Annotated in this window: 18 protein-coding genes and 1 pseudogene; 2 read left to right on the top strand and 17 right to left on the bottom strand. The window is 52.9% G+C overall.

The window, feature by feature from the left end:
* Positions 1-30: 30 nt before the first annotated feature.
* From tssA to UR289_RS10765, 17 genes and pseudogenes are all read right to left on the bottom strand, one after another.
* Positions 31-1632: a type VI secretion system protein TssA gene (tssA, locus tag UR289_RS10850; RefSeq protein ID WP_320710074.1), complete on the bottom strand. Its 1602-nt coding sequence runs from the start codon at positions 1630-1632 to the stop codon at positions 31-33.
* Positions 1632-5069 (bottom strand): ImcF-related family protein, encoded by a 3438-nt coding sequence (locus UR289_RS10845; protein WP_320710072.1) that lies wholly within the window; start codon positions 5067-5069, stop codon positions 1632-1634. The genes tssA and UR289_RS10845 overlap by 1 nt, the downstream gene beginning before the upstream one ends.
* Positions 5066-6190 (bottom strand): hypothetical protein, encoded by a 1125-nt coding sequence (locus UR289_RS10840; RefSeq protein WP_320710071.1) that lies wholly within the window; start codon positions 6188-6190, stop codon positions 5066-5068. Before UR289_RS10840 ends, UR289_RS10845 begins: the two co-directional genes overlap by 4 nt.
* A gap of 574 nt (positions 6191-6764) precedes the next feature.
* Positions 6765-7064 (bottom strand): hypothetical protein, encoded by a 300-nt coding sequence (locus UR289_RS10835; RefSeq protein ID WP_320710069.1) that lies wholly within the window; start codon positions 7062-7064, stop codon positions 6765-6767.
* Positions 7065-7154: 90 nt separating this feature from the next.
* Positions 7155-7433 carry a PAAR domain-containing protein gene (locus UR289_RS10830; protein WP_072015550.1) on the bottom strand — a complete coding sequence of 93 codons (279 nt, stop codon included), beginning with the start codon at positions 7431-7433 and terminating at the stop codon, positions 7155-7157.
* A gap of 63 nt (positions 7434-7496) precedes the next feature.
* A pseudogene (locus UR289_RS21875) lies at positions 7497-8587 on the bottom strand (T6SS immunity protein Tli4 family protein).
* Positions 8584-9951 (bottom strand): acetyltransferase, encoded by a 1368-nt coding sequence (locus UR289_RS10815; RefSeq protein ID WP_320710064.1) that lies wholly within the window; start codon positions 9949-9951, stop codon positions 8584-8586. The pseudogene UR289_RS21875 and the gene UR289_RS10815 overlap by 4 nt, the downstream one beginning before the upstream one ends.
* A 9-nt stretch (positions 9952-9960) precedes the next feature.
* Entirely contained in the window at positions 9961-10254 is a 294-nt protein-coding gene (locus tag UR289_RS10810) for a hypothetical protein (protein WP_320710063.1), read from the bottom strand.
* Positions 10255-10358: 104 nt separating this feature from the next.
* Positions 10359-12860 carry a type VI secretion system tip protein VgrG gene (locus UR289_RS10805; protein ID WP_320710061.1) on the bottom strand — a complete coding sequence of 834 codons (2502 nt, stop codon included), beginning with the start codon at positions 12858-12860 and terminating at the stop codon, positions 10359-10361.
* Positions 12850-15510, bottom strand: coding sequence for a type VI secretion system ATPase TssH (tssH, locus tag UR289_RS10800; protein ID WP_320710060.1), 2661 nt, complete (start codon positions 15508-15510; stop codon positions 12850-12852). The genes UR289_RS10805 and tssH overlap by 11 nt, the downstream gene beginning before the upstream one ends.
* A 158-nt stretch (positions 15511-15668) precedes the next feature.
* Entirely contained in the window at positions 15669-16160 is a 492-nt protein-coding gene (hcp, locus tag UR289_RS10795) for a type VI secretion system effector Hcp (protein WP_023325816.1), read from the bottom strand.
* A 5-nt stretch (positions 16161-16165) separates the two neighbouring features.
* Positions 16166-17872 carry an OmpA family protein gene (locus UR289_RS10790; RefSeq protein WP_320710058.1) on the bottom strand — a complete coding sequence of 569 codons (1707 nt, stop codon included), beginning with the start codon at positions 17870-17872 and terminating at the stop codon, positions 16166-16168.
* Entirely contained in the window at positions 17869-18558 is a 690-nt protein-coding gene (gene tssL / locus UR289_RS10785) for a type VI secretion system protein TssL, short form (protein WP_096150714.1), read from the bottom strand. The genes UR289_RS10790 and tssL overlap by 4 nt, the downstream gene beginning before the upstream one ends.
* On the bottom strand, positions 18555-19895 hold the full coding sequence (gene tssK, locus UR289_RS10780; RefSeq protein WP_320710056.1) for a type VI secretion system baseplate subunit TssK: 1341 nt from the start codon (positions 19893-19895) through the stop codon (positions 18555-18557). Before tssK ends, tssL begins: the two co-directional genes overlap by 4 nt.
* 17 nt (positions 19896-19912) lie before the next feature.
* On the bottom strand, positions 19913-21457 hold the full coding sequence (tssC, locus tag UR289_RS10775) for a type VI secretion system contractile sheath large subunit (RefSeq protein ID WP_134211255.1): 1545 nt from the start codon (positions 21455-21457) through the stop codon (positions 19913-19915).
* Between the two features lie 32 nt (positions 21458-21489).
* The gene (tssB, locus tag UR289_RS10770; protein ID WP_033146135.1) at positions 21490-21987 is read right to left on the bottom strand and encodes a type VI secretion system contractile sheath small subunit; all 498 of its coding nucleotides are present in this window, start codon (positions 21985-21987) and stop codon (positions 21490-21492) included.
* Positions 21988-22619: 632 nt separating this feature from the next.
* Positions 22620-22760 (bottom strand): hypothetical protein, encoded by a 141-nt coding sequence (locus tag UR289_RS10765; protein ID WP_162531704.1) that lies wholly within the window; start codon positions 22758-22760, stop codon positions 22620-22622.
* Positions 22761-22772: 12 nt separating this feature from the next.
* Between UR289_RS10765 and lpxP the strand changes: the two genes are divergently transcribed.
* Entirely contained in the window at positions 22773-23693 is a 921-nt protein-coding gene (lpxP, locus tag UR289_RS10760; protein WP_024907634.1) for a kdo(2)-lipid IV(A) palmitoleoyltransferase, read from the top strand.
* 357 nt (positions 23694-24050) lie between these two features.
* On the top strand, positions 24051-24122 hold the full coding sequence (gene ypdK, locus UR289_RS10755) for a membrane protein YpdK (RefSeq protein ID WP_099458937.1): 72 nt from the start codon (positions 24051-24053) through the stop codon (positions 24120-24122).
* Positions 24123-24165 lie beyond the last annotated feature (43 nt).

The following is a 24165-nucleotide window of genomic DNA, read 5'->3' as shown; positions in this document are numbered from 1 at the left end:
TGTCATCCTCCTTGCAAAATTCAGTTCACGCTAACCACACAGCACCGCAGCACTGGCAGGATCAAGTACGATAAGACCAGCCAGAAGCAAATCCATCTCTGGCTGAAGCCGTGCTTTGTCGGTTTCACTGCGGGTGGCTTTTATACGCAACAGTCTGAGGCGACGCGATTTCACTTCAAACAGCAGCGCCGGTGTCCATTGCGTAAGGGTGATTGATTCCGCAGCACCATCAAGTTCACCCAGCAGATGCAGCGCCAGTTCATTCCTGCCCTTCTGCTCGGCCACGCGGGCTATCAGCAGACGCAGCAGCCATTTGTCTTTCGTGGAGTCCGTACCCGGGCGTGTCTGCAGCCAGTGGAGTGTGGCGTCCAGACCGTCAGTGTCCGCTTTTTCCAGCGCTTCCGGCTCGAGGGCCAGAATGTCGTTGCCCGTCTCACTGACAGCACTGACCTGCTCATCACGCCAGCCGGACATATCGTCCAGCACGCTCTGATTTATCCAGTTTAGCGTGACCTCATCAGCAAACGGCGTACCGTCATTAAAGGCCAGCGTTTCAAGCCCGGTGAGGCGTCGCAGCAGCCCTTTCAGGTCGGCGATGATAATGTCGGCCAGCACATCTTGCCCCAACTTCACCAGAGCCTGATGGATATACCACTGCAAATCCAGCCAGAGGTGGTTGGCGCCACGCGAGAAGGTGCTGTCCGCATGTTCCAGTATCTCCAGCCAGCTCTGCTGCAGGTACAACCGTTTGAGCATGGCCCTTTGGTCAGCACGCGGCGGTTCAATGCGCGTTTTCCCCTCGGCATCAGGTGCGGGGATCGCTCTCAGCGTGTCATGACGCAGGCTTTTCATCAGCCGGTGTGCGGAAAGCCATCCATCGGGTTGTTCACGCAAATACCCCGCAAGGGTACGGGCCTGAGTCAACAAATCCTGACCGGACGTGATGCGGCTCAGGGCTGGAGCGTCATGCTCTGTCGTGTGTGCAGAGGTCTGTGACTGAGGGGTGTTACTGGCGTTCTGTGGAACCAAAGCATCCACGCCACCGGCCTTCATCAGGCGGGACTCCAGCGCGCTGTAAAGCGCATTCAGTTCCGGACAGGACGCTTCTGGCTCAGCGTCCAGACTGCTGTGGATGAGCAGCAGCGCACCGGTAGTGCGCATAGCATCGTCGCGTACCACTTCAGGCCACAGGGACAGGCTATCAAGCAGACGAGAGCCTGCAAGCCACTCCAGCGCCGGCTTACGGCTTCGCTCCCGCTGCGGATAAAGCTGCGCTCCGTAGCGTTGCAGTAATCCCGCCAGCAGTTCAAGCCCTTCGGCAAAGCCAGCTTCTCCGTCCTGGTGCAGACGGGCCCAGCAGTAATAGGTCGCAATACGAATATCTTTGGCGGTGGTGGTCAGCAGTTTTTCGGCAAGCGTACAAATCAGCCCGGTATCGATGCCGGAGAGTTTATTGACCTCCTCTCTTATACGCTGGAAATCATCGTCATATCCCGGCTCGTCCCCAGCAGGACGGGTATCGCTGATAGGGGAAAGCCAGAGATGCCAGCGTTCCGTGCGCGCCTGCGCCTGCTGCCGCAGCTCAGTTTCGTCCGCCTGACAAGCGGCAACCAGATTCTGAAGAGTGCTCATTATTCGATTCCATCCATGTCACTGATTTCCGTATTGGCCATCAGAGCCTGGGCCGTGGCCGCGCTGTCAACGCTGAAAATCTGGTCCGGCAGCGTGAAGCCGCGCAGTGCCAGTAATGCCAGCGGCCCGTTGCCCAGCTGTGAACGCAATACCCATTGCAGCGTACTATCATCCGGGGCGGTGAAACTCACTATCCACTGACTGCGGTCAAGCTGCTGCCGTTTGCCCTGATCCAGCCAGCGAATAAAGCCCCAGGTCCCTCGGTAATCCCCGAACAGACGCGCGCCTGCATTGACGGAGGTCCATGTCAGCATCGTTCCTGGTTTGTAAGTGTCTCCCGGCCAGCGGAAGCTTTGCCAGTCGGCCATCTGGTTGAAGTAGTGCAGTTTTTGTCCATCAATTGTTAGCTGCGTCTCCACTACCTGCGGCACAGGACGCGCCTGCAGATCAAAGCTGATACCCTGACTGCCATCGGTAAACAGAATGTCTGACAACTCGCTCAGCTGGTTAATGGCCCGCAGGAAGGCCGGGTTAAAGCTCAGCCCCTGGCTGTTGACCTTATCCGGTACCCACTGGCTGCCTTCTTTGTGAAGCACTCCATTGAGTTCTGTGGTCAGGAATCGATCTATGCGCCCACTGTCTTTACGGATGAACTCTGCCAGCATCGGCAAAGAGGCGTCACTCTTGCTCGCAGCGAACGGGAAGCGCCCGTCAAAGGCGGTGCGCCAGTTTGCCACCACGGAGCGGCTCCATTTGTCATTCAGGCTCGCCGCCGACGGCTGGAGTACGGTCTCCCAGGCTTGGGTCAGCGGCTGCACAAACATCGTGCTACCAAAACCACTCCACTCTTCACCAAGGCTTGCCGAAATCAGACTGCCATATTGCTGGGTGTCGGTCAGATCCACACTTTTTCCCTGAAATACGGTCTGCGCCAGGGTTTGCATCATCTCCTGCGGGTCAGAAGCGCTGGCCACCTGCTGCAAGCGAAGACGCACGCGGGTAATACGGGTCAGATAGGTCTGCAGGCTCAGTGAGTTGTCAGCCGACATGACGTTGCTGCCCGTGTTTTTGCCGAGAAGCTGAAGCAGCGGACCGAAAGTTTCATCCAGTGGTCCCTGTGGACCTGTCGCAGACTGGTCAATTGCGGGTTTGTCTTTTCCACCAACCAGATCTTTTGCCGATTTGATAATGGAGTCCGAAAGGCCTTCGCTTTGCTGGCCGGTCTGCCCCTGCCAGGCGATGGTGTTCATCAGGGCAATCAGTGGAGACTGGCGGATATCACTCATTAGCGTCAACTGGTCGGTCACATCGGCAATATTGTTCGCAGAATTCCAGCGCAGACTGTTAAGGAGGTTCAGCCAGCTGCCGGCAAAGTCAGTGAAGTAACGCTCTGTCAGGCGTGCTTTGAGCGCTTCCGGCGACATGTCCGCCGATACGGCTTTACGGGAATCGCTCAGCACCCAGTCGATTTCATCCCGTCGGGAATTTGCGGCCTTTTCGATGGCCTGCTGAATCCCACCTTCCCATGCCTGACGGGTGAACATGCCCGGCACCACTTTCTCGGTGGTGAACAGTCGCCGCGCATCGGTCCCGCTGGTCATGTCTTCAAGGGACACATCGGCAAAGTTACGACGCACGGATTTGAGCATATTCTCGTACAGCGTGCTTTCTGCATTCCGGCGGCCAATCTGCTGTAACAGCACCTGGCGGCTCTGGCTGACCAGCTGTTCATCCGGCTTGATTTTCCACTGTGGCTGCTTTGGCAGTTCAGAGATATAGAAGGACCATAAATCCGGCGACAGGCTTTGCCACAAACTGGTGGAAACACCCATTCGTGTCGGCTGCACGGTTTTCATAGCTTGTGCATAAAACGCGCCGTCGACTTTATCCGGACGGGCCATCATCAGCCAGGCTTTAAGCTGGTCATAACCTGGTTTCGCCAGCTGTGCACGCTGGTCGCTGTTTGGCGCTGAGTTGATCAGGGCGGTGAGCTTTTGCGCCAGGGCAGCATTTGCCGGGTCGCGTATTAGCCGGTTATTCGCCACGCCGTACCAGGGCAGCATTGCGTTGAGCAACTGCTGATTATGGTCAAGACCGAAGCGCTGATACCACGGAGCACCGTCACGAACATGATGCTGCAGGCGACTCGCGTCATTGTGCAGGGCATGCAGAGCTGCCAACTGATAATCCGAGACCGAGGGATGCTCCACCAGATTGTGGGCCTGATCTGCCACAGAGGAAATCTGACTGTAGTTCAGGGCAAAAGAGAGCAACAGCCCGACTCCCCAAATCCCGATAATGGTCATCAGCGTCCAGGCGAGGGTCTGTTCCCACGCCATGCCCACGCGACGACCACGCACGCAAGTGCAATCGTCGATAACGCCCTGCCAGCTGGCCGGGAACGTCAGCGCATGTTTGTGCGAAGGAAGCGATGCTACTTTAAGGACTTCGGCTGAAGGATCTTCTTTCCCGTCCAGGCTGAATACTAGTCCACGCAGTGGCACCCGCTGCTGCGAACTGAACAGCCACGACGTCAGCCGGGCGGCCCACCCTGTGCTGGACCCTTGCTCAAACTGCTGCGCCAGACACAGTAAAAAATCGTAGCGGTTGTTATCCGCAATTTGTGACAGCCCCTGCTCACGCAGCTGCGGCAGCAGGCTGTTGAGCTGAGCCGTCACCTCTTCCGGTATCGCCCGCAGCGGCAGCATCACGCCGACAGCCTGAGGCTGACGCGCCGCCTGCGACCATGCGCTGTCGCACAGTTGCCAGAGATAAACCGGTGCGGAATAGCGCAGCGCCTCGCTGATTTTCTCCAGACCGCGAAGATCGTTGTCGCTCATTTGCGGGGTAAGGTTCTGGCCTTCGCCTATTACCCGGACGATACCGTCCAGAGGACGACAACGACGCAATTTGCGAAGTGAGGCATATTTTTCCGCATCAATATCTGCCGCAAGGCTGCCGCCGTAAATCAAGACCGTACGGTTACCTTCCAGCCACTGGCTGGCCTGCAGGTTGGGTACTAACTGATTGATGGCAGTTTCGTCGCCGGTAACGAGCAGGAGACGGACTTTGTTGCGCCAGAAAAATCTGTAACGAATTCGAAGATAATTTTTAAGACTGGAGAATAATTGACCACTGTCACCGCTCACAACTGAGGAAGGAGCGAGCTTTTCCCCTGACATCTGCGGCTTATAGACAGCCTGATTTCTTCTCTGCTTCCATCGCCACCAAACAGGTGAACCAATCAGGCCAAAGAGCAAAACAGCAAACGCAACTCCCCAAATCGTCCAGATTTTTTGAGCTGAAATCCCAAGTTCGTTCAAACTCTCCTGATTGATAAAAATTAAAAATGCGATTATCCCCGCCAGACCGACAATCAGAAGGAAGTACCCCCATGAGCCATAGCGTGCATTTGGCATTATTTTTTGTTCGGTCATGCGTAAAGCTCCCTGGCAATCAAGCAAAGTGTCCCTGTTTTCTGCGGCGTCTGATTTACCAGCAGTTGATCCTTACCCGTTTTATTGGCGGCCTCGGCCAGCATCGCGAGGGAAAGTGGCAAGGCCATCTCTCCGGGAGGTCCAAAGGAGAGATCGATAGAATGCAGAGGTCTTTTCTCCGGCAGCGGCCAGTGATGAAGAGTTGCATATTGCATTATTTCTGTAGCAGCTTTTTGAGCCGCTCCCAACAGCCAAACGTATTCCAGACTCTGCTTATCGGGCTGAACATATTCGAATAACATATCTAACTCATTATTAAGCTTACCCTCTTCCAGTGGCATCGTACGAGTTATGCCAGCGATAACAGGCAATGAATGCTGATGAGCATAAGCAGATGACGTAAGGAGCTGAGCAGAAATAAACTCACTTGACTGCCCGCTGCGCCGATGAGGCCAGTCCTGAAGACAAATCATTAATACCAGCCCATCAAAATTCTTTTCATCATAGAAAGAATCTAGAGTCTTCATGGAATAGATTAAATTGGGAATGAGATCCCATTGTTGAGAAATTAACTCAATGCGTTTTTCATCAATCCTATCTGGCGACTGGTAAACATAAACAGAGTGCAGGGAATAACGATATCCGGGATGTTGTAACTCCAGCTTTCTGTCTGTTTCCTTCATAAAATCTTGAAAGCTATGCTGAGAGTTGAATAATGGGCGAGCTTTTTTAGGAAATGCAGGAACCTTTTCTAACTCGTCCAGTAGTGCCTCCATTCCTTTCTCTTCCGGAGAAAACAAAACATTACCAACCACGGCAAGCTGCTGTCGACTCCAGTTGCGCCATTCAGCTTTGGTTTGTTCTCTTTCGAAATCCCAGGCCCGACTAGCTTCGACAGACTGCTCGTAGCGATTAAACAGCACCCCGAATAAGCATAACCAAATCAACAATGCGGGGAGAGCACCGTAGAAGAGAACTTCAGCATAAGTTGCCTTATTCCAGATCCATAAGCTGGAAATAGCCCCCACTATCAACATCAGTACCAATACTATTATCCAGAACCAGAACTTTGGTGGTGGAAGAGATTTTTTATCAGGAATATCAGGTATAGGCCATGCCATAGTAAAACTCGATATTTGTATGTTTTATTAAAGACTAAAAAAGAAATTAAAAAATCATGCACAACGATCCAGATTAACTGAATGTCATGCCATTCATTAAAAAATCAAATAAAATATTAACCATACGTTATTTTAGAGCTAGCGCTGTAGCGTTTCATTTTTCAGAGTAAGCCATTCTTTTCTGTAAGTTATTTTAAGAATATACACGAGAACCTTATGCTTACACTTTTCGGCAAAACCGTTTTATTTCTATAGTCGCAAATATCAATCCATAACGCTTTTTTATCAAACCCACTCCATACCGAAGGTGCTGGGATCATAAGATTCGTGAAGAAAATGGGGCAACTTATTCAAATAAAAGCTCTTCAATTATAGTAACAGGGAAATTTTTCGCCATTGAGGAAATGTATTTGAAATCAACTTTGTTATCTAAAAATGTACCTGATAGTGCGCCACATAAATCGAAGTAAACTAGTTTATATTCCACGTTGTAAACTTCTCATTTTCCTTCAACGGACTGCCTGCCGCTCAGTACGGTTCTCTGCCCTGCTCATTACTTGACTGCCAGTGAACATTAGATTCCTTTTTCTTTGCAATCTCTATCGTTTAATAATTTCAGGCTAATTTTGATATCCTTATTTTCAATTTCGGAAATTCGTAATGGATGACCATCTTTATCCAGACGTCCATAATAATCTTTATTTTCAGCAGTTATTTTATAGCATTGCCCATCAGGGCTTGAACCCGAGAATGGATTAACTATCTGAATGTTTTTATTACGTTCAACGGTGACCGCTTTCGTTTGACAAGCAGTAATGAAAATCAGAGACATCAGGCCGGCAAGCAATAAGCCACATTGAGATTTATCCTTCATTAATCATTCCTTTTTATCTTCTACCTTAGAGGGATGCATTGTTTTAATTTTTTCAGTGGCGATGTTTTTTTCTAATTCCCCATACCTTCCTTAGGCCTTAGAATAGCTATCCGGAATACCAGGGATAAATTTCGCGTGACATGGGCAGGAACTAAAGCTATCGAGTGACCCCGCCAGAACCGAGCCTCCATCGAATGTATCTGCAACTCCGCCTAAGATTTTGTATGTTCCCGGGTGCTTACCGCAGTTAACCATATCTCCTTCTCTTGCAGCAGAAACGCCATACCATTGAAATGTTGGATCGCCGGTAAGGATCTTCCCACCACAGGTGGTGCTATCACCGACTCGTAAAAAGTAACCGACACTCATTGCGCATCCTCTATTTTCAAATATTGTGAATGTATACGGAAAGCATGACTAATTTTACCAGCGCTACTTATAACGAAGGGAATTCACTAGCCTGTCCCAGATTTCAATCATCTGCGCTTCGCTGTAGCGCGTTTTTTTATACTCACTGCCGAACCCAATGTTAAGATTCGGCTTATCCGGTGTGGCATCGCGCTCATTAGCATAAAGCATAAAATTATAGAATGTGTTCTTTTCATCTTTTCCCGTTGCCGGATTTATGATGATTTGGGCACCACCAAATAGCCATGACTCCGCCGGAATACCGTTCGGTGAGAGTGCCACTTTCTTTATGGTGTACTGATTTGATGTTTTAAGTGCCTCATTAATTTGCGCACCACGGTTAAACAGGGTGTCTCCCGAACCCTTAATTGTGTTATCCATATCGACACCAAAAACAAAATCATTATTTTCATACCGAAATGTGAGACTTTCTTTATGCTTTCCGCCATCATCCCGGATAAACCCATTCGGTATACACACACCTTTAGGAGATGGAATATCCTCATCTTTTCTGCCGCTTAACCGTGATATCAAAGACTGCATGGCCGCCAGCTTGGCTGGCTTCTCATTCATTTGAGCCTCGGTAAAACCAGCTTTAGTGTATGTTTTTTTCTTTCACTATATTTAGGACTGGATAAATCAAGTATTTCCGTCGTAATAATAAAAGCTGTTGCATTTACAAATACATGTACCTCTAAAACTCTTCCGAGGTCATCTTCCCCTGAAATATTTCTGTCAAAAATAACCCCCTTACCATCAGGCAACTCAATTTTTTCTTTTATAAACGGTGCATTTACAGACTCATTTTCAGGCTTATTTACAGCATCACGCAGCTCCTGCTCTCTTAATTGCACCCGCTGTTTAAATGCAGGCGGATAGAGAGGTTTACTTTCAATTTTAAAATCATCGATAAAAATCATATCGTGAAGCCGGTTGTTAAACGACTCGGGAACGTCAATCACATAGCGCCCGATGCACTGTGGTTTGGTTTGCGCAAACAAAGTATTTATCACTGGACTGTCCTTCTGCATTGGCGTGGTTGCCGTAGCCTGGGCAATGAAAAATATACTGCCCGCCATAAGAGATAGCGCTGTAAGCTGCCGAATCGCATTCATGGGATAGGGATCTCCTGAACCATTTTCACAATGGCCCTTAGGGTAAACTGCAGGGCTGGCCTGTCTTTAATATCCTTCAGGCTGCTGACGTCGTAGGCTCCCTGATGGTCAACGCCGGTTGCCATAACACTTTTGATTTCGCTGTTGCGGCATATGGCACTCAGCGACTCCACTGGCACCGTGCCATCACCCGGCGTTTTTGACGAGGTGACCACATAAAGCTGGGAACGATTAAATGGCAGGGGGATGTCCCGATAGTTGTTGGGTAGCCTATTGTCATTTTCATGCATATTTTTCGGATAGGTGATAGAGGTTTTCCGCCACGCTAAAGTACCGTCGGAGTCGATTTTATGGCCGTAAAAAGCGTAAGTATTAGGGTGATAGCCTTTACTATCCATTAGAGAAATAAACTTGCGGACAAGCTTATCAACTAAACGTACATAGTTAGTCCAGTTACTCTGATTAACTGCCTCATCCTTATCGATAATGTCGGATTCATACAGACGGTACCAGAGAGTTTTATTCAGATATATTTCACCGAAAGGATCGCGGGTCTGCGGCAGTTTTACATCACAACCGTCTTCGCCAGCCCCTTCCACGGTCAGCCAGGGAGCCCCGGCAAGGTATTTCGCCGAGGGCAAGAGCTGAAGCGGTGCGGGAGCCCTGGCCAGGACCGGCATCAGCTCTTCTGCCGTATTGCCCAGCACGGCCCCGGCCATGACTTCCTGTTTCGCGCCAACCTTCATGCGGCGGTACGCCGCCGGTGAGCCAAGGTCGGGGATCACCCCATGCACTATCCCCAAAATTTTATCTTTTGCTCCGCTGACCTGGGACGCGTAGCGCGCCACCAGCCCGCCCATGGAATGGGTGACGATAATAACTTTTTCCTGCCCGGGAGGAAAAGGCATGCCGTGGCCGCAGTGATTTTTATAGAGCCTTATCGTCCTGTCGATAAAGGCGACCAGCCCTTCCGCCGAGGTTTTATTATCCTGCAGCCAGTTATAGCCATAAACGTGAACCGGGAATAAAAAGTTCTGAAAATGGTTCAGTTCTTCCTGGGTCAGGACAGATTCACCGGTAATTTCGGCATCTTTTCCCCCAGACAGAGCTTTGCCGACCAGCTGGCTTAGTACCCCCTTTTTATCAGGCGCTGATTTGCCGTAGTTAACAAGATCCTGCTGCCAGTCATCCAACAGCGCACCTTGTAAAACACTTAAAAACTTACCGTAGCTGAAGGATAAAACCTCCCCCCAGCCCCGCTCCCGGCGGGTTGTAAATAATTTCCCATCATCGGAAATCGGAGAATAGATGGTCTGGTTAATATCCCCACGGTCATCCACCTTTGTGGTGTCGGGATTAAGCAACTATCTTCGTTAAGTACCATCCTTGCGTGCCCATTTAAGAAATACTCCTCCCAAACTATCGCCACGCCAGATATCATTTTCCTTTCCTTCGTCAGTACCCATCAAATTAGTCCCCATCACCCCAGGCAGGAAGATAACGGGGATCGCTTTGACAGGCGGCTGAAGCAAAACGGCTTTAGCATTCTCTGATTTTTTTTGATTCTGTATGCCGGGCCAGTAGACCTTTCCACTGTCATCCCATTCTGGTTTTATACGGGTCATAGAGAGGCTGCTGTTATTACCTGTGGTATTTTCATTCGCCATAAATTCCGTCCTTTTTCCGTTCAGGAAAATACTTTTCAGAAAGACATTCGGGGCAATCAACCTTGTGCTTTCCCTGAAGATATATTCCGAAATAACAGAGCGCCTTATGTTTTATCCAGCAAAGAGGCGTTGAGAGAATCGACATTTACATTATTCTGCACCGCTGTGGTCCCTGAAGCGAAGGTCGCTAAACTTTGCTGCGTGCCATCCCCGCCTGTTAAACCCAGCTTCAGACCGGCCACCGGCGAGTCATCCGATAACCTTCTGACTTCAGGCGTTATGGCAAAATCAGTGTTTTCCCAGCTCTGCATTGCCTGGCTTATACTCTGTCCACCAAACTTCTGCCACACCGCAGCCCGCTGGATAATTTTGTCCGGCGCCGCACACTCCACCGTTCCGTCCGCTATCCGGATATAACCGCCTCCGCTGGTGAGAATGATTTCCTGCTTCGCGCTGATGATGAGTTTTCCCTCACTGCTGCTGATGCGGATATCCTTCAGCGCATCCAGCGTCATCTCATCCCCCTGCGCCTGGATCTCCACCTTCCCTTTGCCGGCAAACATTTTGATGCCCAGCTTTTGCGCATACAGACTTACCCGCTCCCCGGCCGCCACCGTGAATCTTTTCAGTGCACTGAAGTCTGTGTGCCCGCCGCTGGTGCTGATGATGTTGTCTCCCGCCGACTGCTGCAGGCTTTTCCCCGTCACCTGCGCTATCCCTTCCGGCGCCGAGACCAGCAGCGCCGCTTTCTTTAAATCCGTCAGCGCGTCTGACAGCAGCGCCTTCTGCATCTGCACATCTGCCAGTTCAGCTCTCGCCGCTTCTGCCGCGCTGCGTAACGATTCAGCCAGGGACCGCGCCTGCTCCAGCTGGCTCATCGCTGCCTGCATCTCCAGCACCTGCCCCTGCGCCCTGGCCTGCCCGTCCGCACTGATAAACAGCCCTTTCTGCGCACGGATGGCACCCCAGCTGTCTGTCCGGAGCTCAAAACCCTCGCCTCGCTGCTGTTTCTCGCTGTCGACCAGGTGCCCGAGATTCAGCTGGCTCTTGCCGCCATACTCCGTCGAGACCTTGATATGCTCTTTCCCGCGCTCGTCATCAAGGCGGATTTTGTTGTTCGCCGGGGTGCGCAGGACGTTGCGTTTGTAGTTGCGGATGGTGACGTGGTCGCCGTGGGCCGAGTCGTGCAGCACGCCGGAGATGTACGGCCTGTCCGGGTTACCGTCCTCAAAGCCAATCGCCACTTCGGTGCCCGCCAGCAGCGGCAGGTGCAGGCCGTAGGTGTCGCCGGCATACGGGCGGGACTGGCGCACCCACAGGCTCTCGAACCCGGTCTCCCAGCTGTCCCTGTCAAACAGCATATTGACGCGGTAACGACCGTCCTTATCGATGTGGCCATAGGTGTCATTTTCGGTGGTGCTGGTGACGCGTGCCGGCAGCGTCCCGGCCATCACCGGGCGTGAGCCAGGTTCCGGGCGGAAACCAAAATCGGTGCTGTCCGGAATGCCGTAAAAATCAACCGCAAAGTCCTTATCACGGCGGGCATATGCGTGCATCGCCGTGATGACCACGCCATGCGCAAACACGTCAGCCACTTCATACCCGCCGGTGACTTTCAGCAGCATCCCCGGAGAGAGCGCCGGACTGCTGGTGAAGGCCCGGGTCTGCGTCTGGCCATTCAGGTAACGCTCATGCCGGATGCGGGCATAAAACGCACCGGACTCGGGCGCCGGATTGAGGTCATACGCGCTGCCCGGCGTCAGATAATTATCGGCATAGTGGTACGCTTCCCCGTACGTGGTCGCGTCCCCCCGGGTGACGTCAACCAGAGTATTCATGTTCTCCGTGGCCTGACGGTAGTTGTAGTCGCGGGTGCTGACCTGCTTCTGCACCACGCTGTGATGGCTTTCCATCCCCCACACCGAGTCCACACCCTGCGAGTGCTGCCCGGACGGCGGCACCGACGGCAGCGTCAGGCCTTTCTCGTAACCCTGCTGGCTGTCGTAAAACTCCACCACATCAATATTCAGGCGCGTGTCGGTGGTGAAGCGAAACCAGATGCCCACTTCGCCCAGCAGGCGGGTGATGAAGTGCAGATCGTCCTCGCCGTACTGCATCACCTGCTCACGGCGCGGATACTCTTTTGTGAGCGAGAACAGAAAATCCTGACCGCGCATGCCGTGACGCTCGCGCAGGATTTTCTCCACAATTTGCGGGACCGACATGTCCTGGTAAATCGCGTTCTGGTGCGAACGGTCAAGCAGTGCCAGACGGGGCCGGAGCGTCAGGGCGTAATGCGTTTCATCTTTTGAGGTGCCGAGACGTTCAAAACCGGTCACCACCCCCTGAATCACCCGCAGCGGCTGCTGGATTTTGATGCCGTACCCCTGGTCAACCGGGGCCTGCAGCGTCAGCGAGCCGGGCTTCATCAGCATCATCTCTTTGCTGATGCCGTGGTCGCGGCTGGTGAACTCAACACGGTAGCTGAACGGTCGGCTCAGGGCTTCGTCGCCAACAAAAGCCAGCACATCGGGTTCGGCTTCACAGCCTTTCACCACGAGCAGGTGGTGGTTGTGGCTGTATCTGATCGGAGGATTAGTGCTCATACGTTACCCCCTGACTCCATTCAAATTCCAGGCCGATCCCTTCTTCATCATCCCAGCCAAGGCGTAACGACGCTGGTTTCTGTTTTGCGACCATGTGGGTGAGCAATTGCTGACTCAGCACCGGCAGAATTTGTTGATTCAGCAGACTGTCAACGTTACGCGCCCCCGTATCCGGCAGCAAGCAGGCTGTGGTCAGCGCGTCATAGAGACTCTCGTCAATTTGCGTGGTCAGCCCGTAGTGGCGGTGCAAGCGCTTGCTGACCTGTGACAGTTTCATTTCCACAATGGTACGCATGGCTGCTTCAGCCAGCGGACGGTAAATGACCGTCTGGAAGCGGGCGAGTAACGCGGGCTGGAAATGATCTCGCAGGATTGGGCGCAGCAGTTCATGGAGGTCCCCTTCGGTGGCATTCGGCTTTTCATCGAGCAGCTGCATCAGGTAGTCGCTGCCAAGGTTGGAGGTCATGAGGATTACGGTATTGCGAAAGTCGATTTCGCGCCCTTCGCCGTCGCGCATAAATCCGCGGTCGAAGACCTGATAGAAGAGGTTCATCACGTCACGGTGCGCTTTTTCCACTTCATCCAGCAGCACCACGCTGTACGGACGCTTGCGCACAGCTTCGGTGAGGATACCGCCCTGGCCGTAACCCACGTAGCCCGGCGGCGAGCCTTTCAGCTGGGAAACCGTGTGCGCTTCCTGGTATTCAGAAAGGTTAATCGTAATGAGTGACTTCTCACCGCCGTACATGACATCGGCCAGCGCAAGCGCTGTTTCGGTTTTCCCCACGCCGCTCGGTCCTACCAACAGGAATACGCCCAACGGACCGTTCTCGGACGTAAGTCCTGTTTTTGCCGCACGCAGACGCCGGGCGATAGCCTCAAGCGCCACATCCTGCCCAACCACACGTTTACCGATTTCATTTTCCAGAGTCAGCAGTTCGGTCTGCTCGTCCTTCATCAGTGATGACAACGGCACGCCTGTCCAGTCGGCAATCACGTTGGCAACGGTGCGGACATCCACATCCAGGGAGAGCAGCGGGTTGCTGCGCTGCATCTCGTTAAGCTCCTGTTGCAGCCTGTGAGTCTCACGCTGGCGTGATATATCCTGACGGCTTCCGCGTAGCTGCTCGGTGAGTTTTATCTCCTGACCGTACTGGGTTTCCAGTTCGTCGAGTGTCACTATCTGGCGCACCTCTTCCTGCTCAATCTCGCTCAAACGCTCGGCATGACACTGATTGCCAATGGCGATATCTTCCAGTAACGCCTGCTTCTCCATGTCGAGCGCAGCGATACTCGCGCGAAGGCGGATTAGCTGTTCAGGTACGGTGTCGAGGCTCATACGCACGCGAGCGGCAGCGGTGTCCAGCAGATCGACCGCTTTGTCAGGAAGCTGACGTCCGGTCAGATAACGACGCGAAAGAGTAACTGCCGCGCGAACCGCATCGTCGGTAATATGCACATTATGGTGTTCGGCATAGCGGGATTTCAGGCCACGTAGCATCAGGCAGGCGGTGTCATCGTCCGGCTCATCCACTTTTACCATCTGGAAACGGCGCTCCAGCGCGGCGTCACGCTCGAAGTATTGTTTATATTCAGACCATGTGGTGGCCGCAATAGTACGCAGTTCGCCACGCGCCAGCGCCGGTTTCAGCAGGTTGGCCGCATCTGCACCACCCGCCTGGTTGCCCGCGCCGATGATAGTATGCGCTTCATCAATAAAAAGCAGAACAGGTACAGGCGATTGCTGCACCGCGTCGATGACGTTTTTCAGTCGCTGTTCGAACTCACCTTTCACGCCCGCGCCAGCCTGCAGCAGGCCCAGGTCAAGGGTGCGGAGAGTGACCGTTTTCAGGGATTCAGGCACATTACCCTCGGCTATACGCAACGCCAGGCCTTCAACCAGTGCGGTTTTCCCCACGCCCGGCTCGCCGATCATAATCGGGTTGTTTTTGCGGCGACGAGAAAGGATGTCCACCATCTGGCGGATTTCTGTGTCGCGGCCAAACACAGGATCGATCTTCCCTTCCTTCGCTTTGGCAGTGACATCGAGGGTGAATTTATCCAGTGCGTTCTGCAGCGCAGGGCTCAGTTCCCCCTCTTTCATTTCCACACCAGCCGGACGCCCGACAAATTCCACCTCACCACCGTGGCTCTGCGCCAGTTCTGCTTCGCGCTGCATCTCCAGACGTTCATCTGATTGTGTATCCAGCAAAGGCCGCAGGCGCTCCAGCTGGCTTTGAGCAAGCGTTAACAACGGCCAAAGGCCGTCACAACGTGCCAGTTTTGGTTTTTCCACCAGGGCCATCAGCAGATGGACGCTGCGAATGTGCTCTTCGCTGTTAAGGGAGGCAATCATCCAGGCTTCCTGCATCAGCGTCTGAATGGCATCAGACAGCTGGGGGCGATGGCGCACGGAGCGAGGTTGTCTGTCGAGCCAGCCAAGCAAATCCTGCCAGATGCCATCCATATCCCATTCATAGCGACGCGCCAACACCGTCAGGTCACCTTCCCCCTGCTCCAGCAGTTTTAGCAGCCAGTGCTCCGGCAAAATTTCCGCATGGGCGCGGGTCTGGCAGAGCGACGCCGCGCCTTCCATCGCACGGGCACAGTAAGGGTTCAGACGACGTAACAGGATGGCTGGATTTTCCATGAGATTCTCTCTTTGTCGGTTCCTGGGCACGCTACCGCCCCTCGCTGTTCACCAAAGCGCATAAGGTCAGGCAGGCAGATTGTTTTTTCTTTGCTGAGTGCCCGCATTTCAGGCATTCAGCAAAAAACTGCGGACAGGAAAACCTGCCCGCATCAGGATTACGCCGTGGCGCGTTCGTTCCAGGAGTCGGAATGAATGATGTTGCCGTCTTTGTAGGTCCAGGTGATTTTTTCGTAACGCAGTTCAACGCGTTCAAGGTGGTTGTGCTTCTCTTTAGAAGGATCCTTGATGTCATACATTTCAGGATTCACTTTCACTACCTTCACGTTTTCCAGTTTGGTGTTGAAGTACTCCACTTCCTGGCCCGCGTCGTTGATTTTGTACCACTTGAACTCAGCGGATTTTAGGGTCTGACCCGTGGTCACCGCCTTGTACAGGTACGGGCTGGAGGAATCGATTTCCTTCGTGAACAGGAACGGCGTGTGGATGCGGGTGCCGGTCAGCTTGCCGGTATTGTTGTCGGTCGGGATGTACAGGTTATGCTCCTGTGCAACCACTTCGATGCTGCCTTCACGATCCTGAACGTCAACAGACCCTTTGATGTCCGCGCCGCCGTCGTCCTTCAGCCAAAGATAAACAGGAATTGCCATGTTAATTACTCCGTTTTATTTTCTGAGACGCCATCATCCTGCGATGGCGCCATGTGTTTGCCGGGTATCTGACAGGCACTTGCCTGCGGTACCAGACTGATTTCGACACGGCGGTTAAGCGCACGCCCTTCCGGGGTGTCGTTGGTTGCGACAGGGCGGCTTTCGCCATAGCCCTGCACCGCGAAACAGCTTTCCGGCACGTCGCCGGTGTCACGCATCCAGCTGCGCACCGCTTCGGCACGTTTCAGAGACAACGTCTGGTTTAGTCGCGGATTGCCGGTGTCATCGGTATGCCCTGACACGACAATCAGCCAGCCGGGCTTCGCTTTGATGCCAACCAGTGAATTCACCAGCATTTTGGTGGAACCCGCCTTCAGCTCGAACTTGCCGGAATCGAACAGTGACATGCTGTCGAGCCTCACAATTTTCGGCACCGGTTTTGGGGTTGGCTGCGGTTTAGGAGGCGGCGGCACATACGAGCGGATCGCTTCCAGAAGGGGCATCCGTAGACGTTCCCCCTGATAAAGCCCCAGACCCAGTCGGGCCGGTACGCCGTTACGTGCATAGTCATCCAGCAGCGCCGCATTCTCACGAAGGGCCGCTACGGCGCTAGCCTTCGGGCCGTAGTCATCCATGGAGAGGCTGTCATAACGGGCTATATCGCAGCTCACGCGATGCAGCAGCTGGCGATTGTTCCAGCCACTGCTGAGCAGCGCGGCGATGGTCGCCAGTGTGAAAAAGCCAAGGGCACAGCGCCAGGTGCGGGCCCCGGGAGTGAGTCCACTTCTCTTCGGTAGCAGCGGCAGGATGAAATCCGGTAAGGGTGAGATCACCGTACTGTCCGTCCCCCTGGGCTGCCAGCCGGTCACCTGCTGCATGGCAGTATGACGCGATAACCACGACGTCCAGGCTGATGATGCAAGGCTTCCGGCAAGAATCGGTCCCATTCCCCACAGCAGCGCTGCAGGTGCAATGGCCGGAACATCAGGATTATCATCGATGAATACCGCCTGGACATGCTGATGGAACCAGCTCATCAGGCTGTTCATCAGCACCTGCTGCTGCATCACAGGCGCACCGCCAGTGGAGACCCACGCGGCAATTGAACAAGGCGCACTCGACTCACGCCAGACAGTCCACCCTTCACCCGGAATAGCGGCCTGCCAGAGCATGTCATCCGTCATCGCGCTGCCGATCTGACCATTCAAAATCAATGGCACAGAATGTCCCGTTTCTTTACGCAACTGGCTGATTTGCCAGCGCAGAGTCAGCAGACGACTTGTCAGGGCTTCACTGTCAACGTGTTTCTGCGGGCAGACACTGACCATCACCGACAGCTGACGTCCCCAGTCCGGACGCTGCCACAGTACCTGACGGGCAACCTGCTCCAGATCCTGATGATCCTCAACACGGATCCAGCATCCCTGCGTGACGATGAGTACTGATGACTGCTGCGGCCAGGTCAGCGGCAGATCGCCACAAACCAGCACCACGGGCTGACGGTAAGTGGCTTCAGGAAGGTCATCCAGAAGCAGGGTGACGTCATGCTCCGCACGAGGTTTGGTGATATACCAGAACACGAAGATAACCCCGAGCATCGCCAGCAGAACGAGCACTGAAGCCAGCCGGGATACCGGCAGAAAAGCCAGACAGACCACCGCACTCAGCAGGGCTGCCCACAGCGCAAGCCCGCGCTGTTGTGCAGGACTCATTTTATGGCTCCCGGCAGCAGGGTCAGCAGCATCTGATCGAGCCAACGATCCAGTCCCCACCAGAGCGCGGCAAGAACAATCACGCTTAGTCCAATACGTGCAGGCCATGATGCGAGCCATCCGCCCATTCCCCACCCGGCACGGCTTTCTGCCAGAACAGGGTGGGTCTGCGGATAGCTGAACGGCGCGACATGTTCACTGAGCGCGCTGACCAGCTTCTGGCGTTCAGGATCGTTCAGCGCGCGATAGCCCCCCAGAAATCCGAGCATCATTACCCGCTGGAAGCAGGTCAGTACGGCAATGTCTGGTGCTGGTTCGCGCAGCACATCGCGCATCCTGTCACACAGGGTGTCACCCGCGTCCATCGTGCCGAGGAAGTGTCCCTGCAGGGGAATGTCATACCACTGCACACAGGCGTCATCCTCCACACCTCGTCCTTTGACCGCCTCGTCAAGCAATGCACATTGTGCAGTGAGGATATGCTCACAGCTGGCTTCGTCGAGTTCACTCGCTTTCAGTTCGCGCTGAACGCGCTCCACGTCAGCAATACAGCGCTCCCACAAAATCCGACCTTCACCTTCCTGAAACTGCGGTCCATGGCGAAGGCTAATGACCTGCAGCCAGGTATCCTGCAGCAGTGCGTCAATATCAACAGATACGGCAGCGCCGTGTTTACGTTCACTCATGTTCTCAGTACCGCAAAGAGTTCAAGTTCAGGCTCGCCCAGCATGCCCGGGACGTAAAACATACACGTCCCACTCTGGAGCATCTCAGTCGCCAGAGGATGGGAGAGATCGAGACTGAAATACTGATTTTCCAGGCGCAGCGGAATGGCGGCTGGTACATGGCGCAATGGCATCAACGGCACGCCCACGCGGGAAGAGTTGACGATCCCCCGCACATGGTCAGGACTGCCCACCTTACACTGACGCGGGAACTGTTCCTGCAGTTGCGCTACTGGGATCGGCGAGCGCACAGAAAGATAGTAATCAGCCCCTTCGCGCAGACGCGGGTCATGCAGTCGAGCCTGCCAGAAGTGCAGCCGTGGGTCATAGTCGAGTGACAGGGCCACCACGCGGGATGGCAGGCTGGCTTCAAGCAGATCGCCAAGCAAATCAAACAGCGGCGGAAACACCGTATTGAGTTGCTCGTGGTGCCAGATCGGTATAGCGCTCACCTGATGTTCCAGAGAGAAAGTCAGCAGGCTCCCTGCCAGTCGAGAAAGTTCCGGATACAAACGCTCCGGCGGGCTTTGCAGGTTACGCTGGAACTGGCCAAGCACGGGCTCAGCGCTGTTCAGCGCGTTGAGCAGCCAGAACAGTGATACATCGGCCACGGCGAAGTCTGCCATGCGCTCATTGCTTTCACGCCGCATCGCCATCAGACGGCACAGACGGGCCCGCAGTTGAGTCATGAGTTGTTCAAGCTGGGTAACCAGCCAACGGCTGCCCTGGAGAGTCAACAGTGGAGGAAGAAACGTCTCATCTAATTGCCATGTACCCTGCGAGTCTTGCTGCAGTCGGGCGACCGGACAAATCAGGTAATCGCTGTTGTTCTGATGCGCAAAACGCAGGGTCAGTTCGGGCTGCATTACGGCAATCTGACGGGTGTCATCTCCATAGGCATTGCGCACATCCCGCCAGCGCTGACGATATCGCACCGGACGCTCGGCCACTTCTTCGGGTTTCAGACAGTTGCCGCCGTTCGACCGCAGCAGAGGTAGTGCCAGTACCACCGTCACCTCCTGCGATTCGCTTTCAAGCGACAGGACCGGAGGCAGAGTATTGGCATTATCTGTATCAATCAGCGTACCGTCCTGAAAACGGACATGCAGATGATGGGCCTGCAGACGTCCAAGCCTGAGAGCTTCCGGTTCGAAGGTGGCATTAATTACCCCCCATGGACAGGAGAGGCCCAGCCGGGCAATACATTCGGCAGACCAGGCCGCATACGCGACCTGTTGCTGAAAATGCTGGGGAGAGACCATAATGCCCCTACCCCATAACGGTTGTTCCGTTTTCATCGGCTTCCTGCCTGTTTTTACGATTTCGCTTTCGGCATCTGGGAAACCAGCGACAGATTGACGTCCATGCCCTCCACCTGGAAGTGCGGCACGGCGTACAGCTTCACGCGGAAGAAGCCCGGGTTGTCTTCAATGTCTTCCACTACCACCTTCGCGTCGCGCAGCGGGTGAGAAGCCTGCAACTCGTCGCCCGGATCGGTCATTTCGGTCACCAGACTGCGGACCCACGTGTTCAGCTCCAGTTCAAGCAGTCGGCGGTCCTTCGTGGTACCAATGTTCTCGCGCTGAATCAGCTTCAGGTAGTGGGCGATACGTGACAGCAGGAAGATGTACGGAAGACGGGCGTTGATGCGGCTGTTCGCCGTCGCATCAGCGGTGTCGTACAGCGCCGGTTTCTGAGTGGAGTTGGCTGAGAAGAAGCACGCGTAGTCGCGGTTTTTGTAGTAGGACAAAGGAATGAAGCCCAGATTCGCGAATTCGAATTCGCGGGTTTCGGGAATCATCACTTCGCTCGGGATTTTTACCTGATTGCCGGTACCGAGATCGTACAGATGGATAGGCAGGTCCTGAACCGCACCACCAGCCTGCGGGCCACGGATTTGTACACACCAGCCATTATTGATAAAGCTGCGCACCATGTTGGACGCGAAGGCAAACGATGCATTGGTCCACAGGTATTTGTCGTGATCGGGACCTTTGACTTCTTCGACATAGTTGAAGCTGCGAACCGGAACGGTGTCCGGGCCATACGGTAAACGTCCCAATACGCGCGGCATGACCAGGCCGATGTAGCGAGCATCATCAGTATCGCGGAACGATTTCCACTTGATGTACTCTGCGCGGTCAAAATAATTACCAATATCTTTAATCGCCGCGACGTCTTCCATGGACTCTTTAAGGAAAAATTTCGGGCCTGCTGAGCCGATAAACGGCATATGTGCAGCAGCGGATACCTTAGAGATGTTGCGAAGCAGAGCGATATCCTGCGCTGAAGCATCAAACTCGTAAGCGGAAATCAGTGCCGCAATCGGCTCGCCGCCTGGAGTATCATATTCATCAATGTAGGTGTGTTTATACAGACCACTCTGGATGATTTCCGGGGTATCTTCAAAGTCCTGCCGCAGGTCTTCTTTGGACATACTCAGAAGCTCAATTTTCACGTTCTGGCGAAAATCTGTTTTATCAATCAGTGATTTCACCCCACGCCACAGGCTTTCGACCGCCTGAAACTCGTCATGGTGCATAACCGCGTCCAGCTGGCGGCTGATCTGGTAATCGAGCTCAGCGATGTGATGATCGATAAGGCTTTTATCCAGTTTTTCGACCTTCGCGCCTGCTTTGGTCAGACATTCCAGAAAGACTTGCATACCTGCAGTCAGACGCTCATCAGCGGTTGCATCTGACATCGCCTGCGCATCTTGCCAGAGGTCTAATGCGCTCAACTCAGAGACAGGATTCAGATTGATTTTCTCAAACAGGGAGGCGTAAACCCCACCCGCAGCAGGACGTTCCAGCACCACGCTTTCACTACCGGCAATATTATTTTGTACAGACATGAGCATTCCTTGTTTAATCCGTTAAAACAGCGTGATGGTTACGATTTTCTTGATGCCAGTGCGGATAGTTCATTTCGCAGTTCAGCACTAAGGGACTGGTCCAGAAGGATTTTTTCCAGCTCTTTTCGGAAAGTCTGGTTATCCAGCAAATTGGCCTTCAGATCGCGAAGCAAGTTGCGCATCGCCAGCATCGCCTTCAGCTGCGGTATCTGAGCAGCCACCTGCTCTGGCGTGAAATCTTTCATGCTCTGGAAAGTCAGCTGAACATTTTCCTCACCACCATCATCAGAGAGCGTATTTTTAACGGTTAGATTAAGTTTTGGGGAGTATTCAGAAAGAACACTGTCGAAATTATTTTTCGTGATGTTAACTTTCTCACGCTCAGATATTTGAGCAGACTCTTGTCCATTACTGAAATCACCCGCAACCAGTAATTTCAGCGGTAATTCCATTTTCTTGCTTGCCCCGCCTGTATGCAGGTCAAGCTTCAGGTTAATACGTGCCTTAGGCACCTCATTCTGAAAACTGTCAGCCATCTCATCATCCCTCTTTGTTTTTGCTACGCCAACTTCACGGTATCGTTCTGGATGCGCAATATTAGAATAATGATCGATGCAAAATCAAATACACAGATCATTTATCCGCAATGAGAAATTTCTTAAGAATTTTACACTAAGATATTATTACGGATTATCCGTTCAGCTCAGGGAAAGACACTGCTTTTTTCATACAAAGCGAATATTTGTACCGTAAGAAAGATCGCAGCCAGAGAGATGCTAATAAAACAATCTTGTTTTGATTTGCATCACAACATGTTATTAAAAAAAAATGAAGGAACGGCAACAGGTTATTGCAAGCAGATAAATGACAGAGGTTAATGAATGAAGAAGAGTGACGAATTGATTGATGATATGAATAATAAATAAGAATTTTCACAAAGAAAATTCTTATTTATTATTCGAAGGAAAATAAAATGTAGATGCGGGTCCGAAAATAAACACTGCTGCTCTTTTGTCGGCCCACTCCTCCTTGCGCAAAGACTTCAGTTCTCCTCTCAGGCATGAGAACTGCTCTCCCTTCTGGAGTTTATACAGTGTAAAATCAAACACCTCCCGGATCGCCGCCTTTTTAATCAAAAACGAGTAATAGCACATATCGTATAACGGTGCTACATTACGCCGCCCGCCCAAATCAGCAGTGGCCAGGCAACGCCGCCGTAAAGTTCGGTAAAGCCTGCAACCATCACCTTGAAGAACGGTCTTATCGGCACGTCGTATCGCAAACTCTGCGCTACCTTTACAGGCTTCACATAGGTTCTACTATTTTGTCTCAATCCAAATTTCAACGTGCGTTTTTACACCCGCGTTACTGGTTTACATGGTTTGGCCTTGGCGTACTCTGGTTGCTGGTTCAACTTCCGTACCCTGTCCTGCGCTTGCTGGGGTCAAAACTGGGCAGCGCTTCCCGCGTTTTCCTGAAACGTCGCGAATCCATCGCGCGTAAAAATATTGAGCTTTGTTTTCCGCAGTACAATGCAGAGGAGCGTGAGAAACTCATCGCTGAAAACTTCAAGTCTATCGGTATGGCGCTGCTTGAAACCGGCATGGCATGGTTCTGGCCAGATGAACGTGTCCGCAAATGGTTTGACGTGGAAGGCCTGGATAACCTTAAACGCGCGCAGATGCAAAAACGCGGCGTGATGGTCGTCGGCGTTCACTTTATGTCGCTGGAGCTGGGCGGCCGCGTGATGGGGCTTTGCCAGCCAATGATGGCAACCTACAGACCGCACAACAGTGCGCTTATGGAATGGGTGCAGACGCGAGGTCGTATGCGTTCCAATAAGGCGATGATCAGCCGTAATAACCTGCGCGGTATGGTCGGTGCTCTCAAGAAAGGAGAAGCCGTCTGGTTTGCACCCGATCAGGATTATGGACGTAAAGGCAGCAGCTTTGCGCCTTTCTTTGCGGTGAAAGACGTTGCGACGACTAACGGCACCTTTGTCATTTCGCGTCTGTCTGGTGCCTCCATGCTGACCGTGACGATGGTGAGAAAAGCAGATAAGTCAGGCTACCGCCTGCACATCTCCCCTGAAATGGCTAACTATCCGGAAAACGAGTGCGAAGCGGCAGCGTTTATCAATAAAGTCATCGAAACTGAAATCATGCGCGCGCCAGAGCAGTATCTGTGGATGCATCGTCGTTTCAAAACCCGCCCTCTTGGCGAAGCCTCGCTCTATATTTAGCCCTTCATGAAGGTTAGTTTCGCTAAGAAACTAACCTTTTCAATCACCTGTCTTCCCGCTGAGTAACTGTCTTTTAATGCGTCGCCCAAAGTGAATTTATTGCGAAGTGAAATCAAACTGTCGCCGTTCCACGACACTCGTAAGTGACGGAAATTATTTAAAAAAATCCCTCTTGTCACCCCTCATTTTTAAGCGTACATTAGCGCCGTCTGGCAACAGGAAAGCACAGAATTCTGAGCTGGAGTTAACGGCATAACGGGAAAATTCTCATTTCCGTTTTGACCGGATTTCAGTTCTCTATAATCAGGTGGACTCTGTTTTTAAATGCGTACCACAAGATACGCGGAGCGATGAAACGTGAAATATTTCTTTATGGGCATTTCGGTGATTGTTTTAGTCTGGGCCGGAACCTTTGCCCTGATGATCTAGTGAAGAATATGCAGTCAAAAAAACAGGAGCCATCGGCTCCTGT

This window comes from Enterobacter sp. 302C9, from assembly GCF_034106085.1.
Classification (GTDB): Bacteria; Pseudomonadota; Gammaproteobacteria; order Enterobacterales; family Enterobacteriaceae; genus Enterobacter; species Enterobacter asburiae_B.
This window is presented reverse-complemented; position numbering and strand designations above follow the sequence as displayed.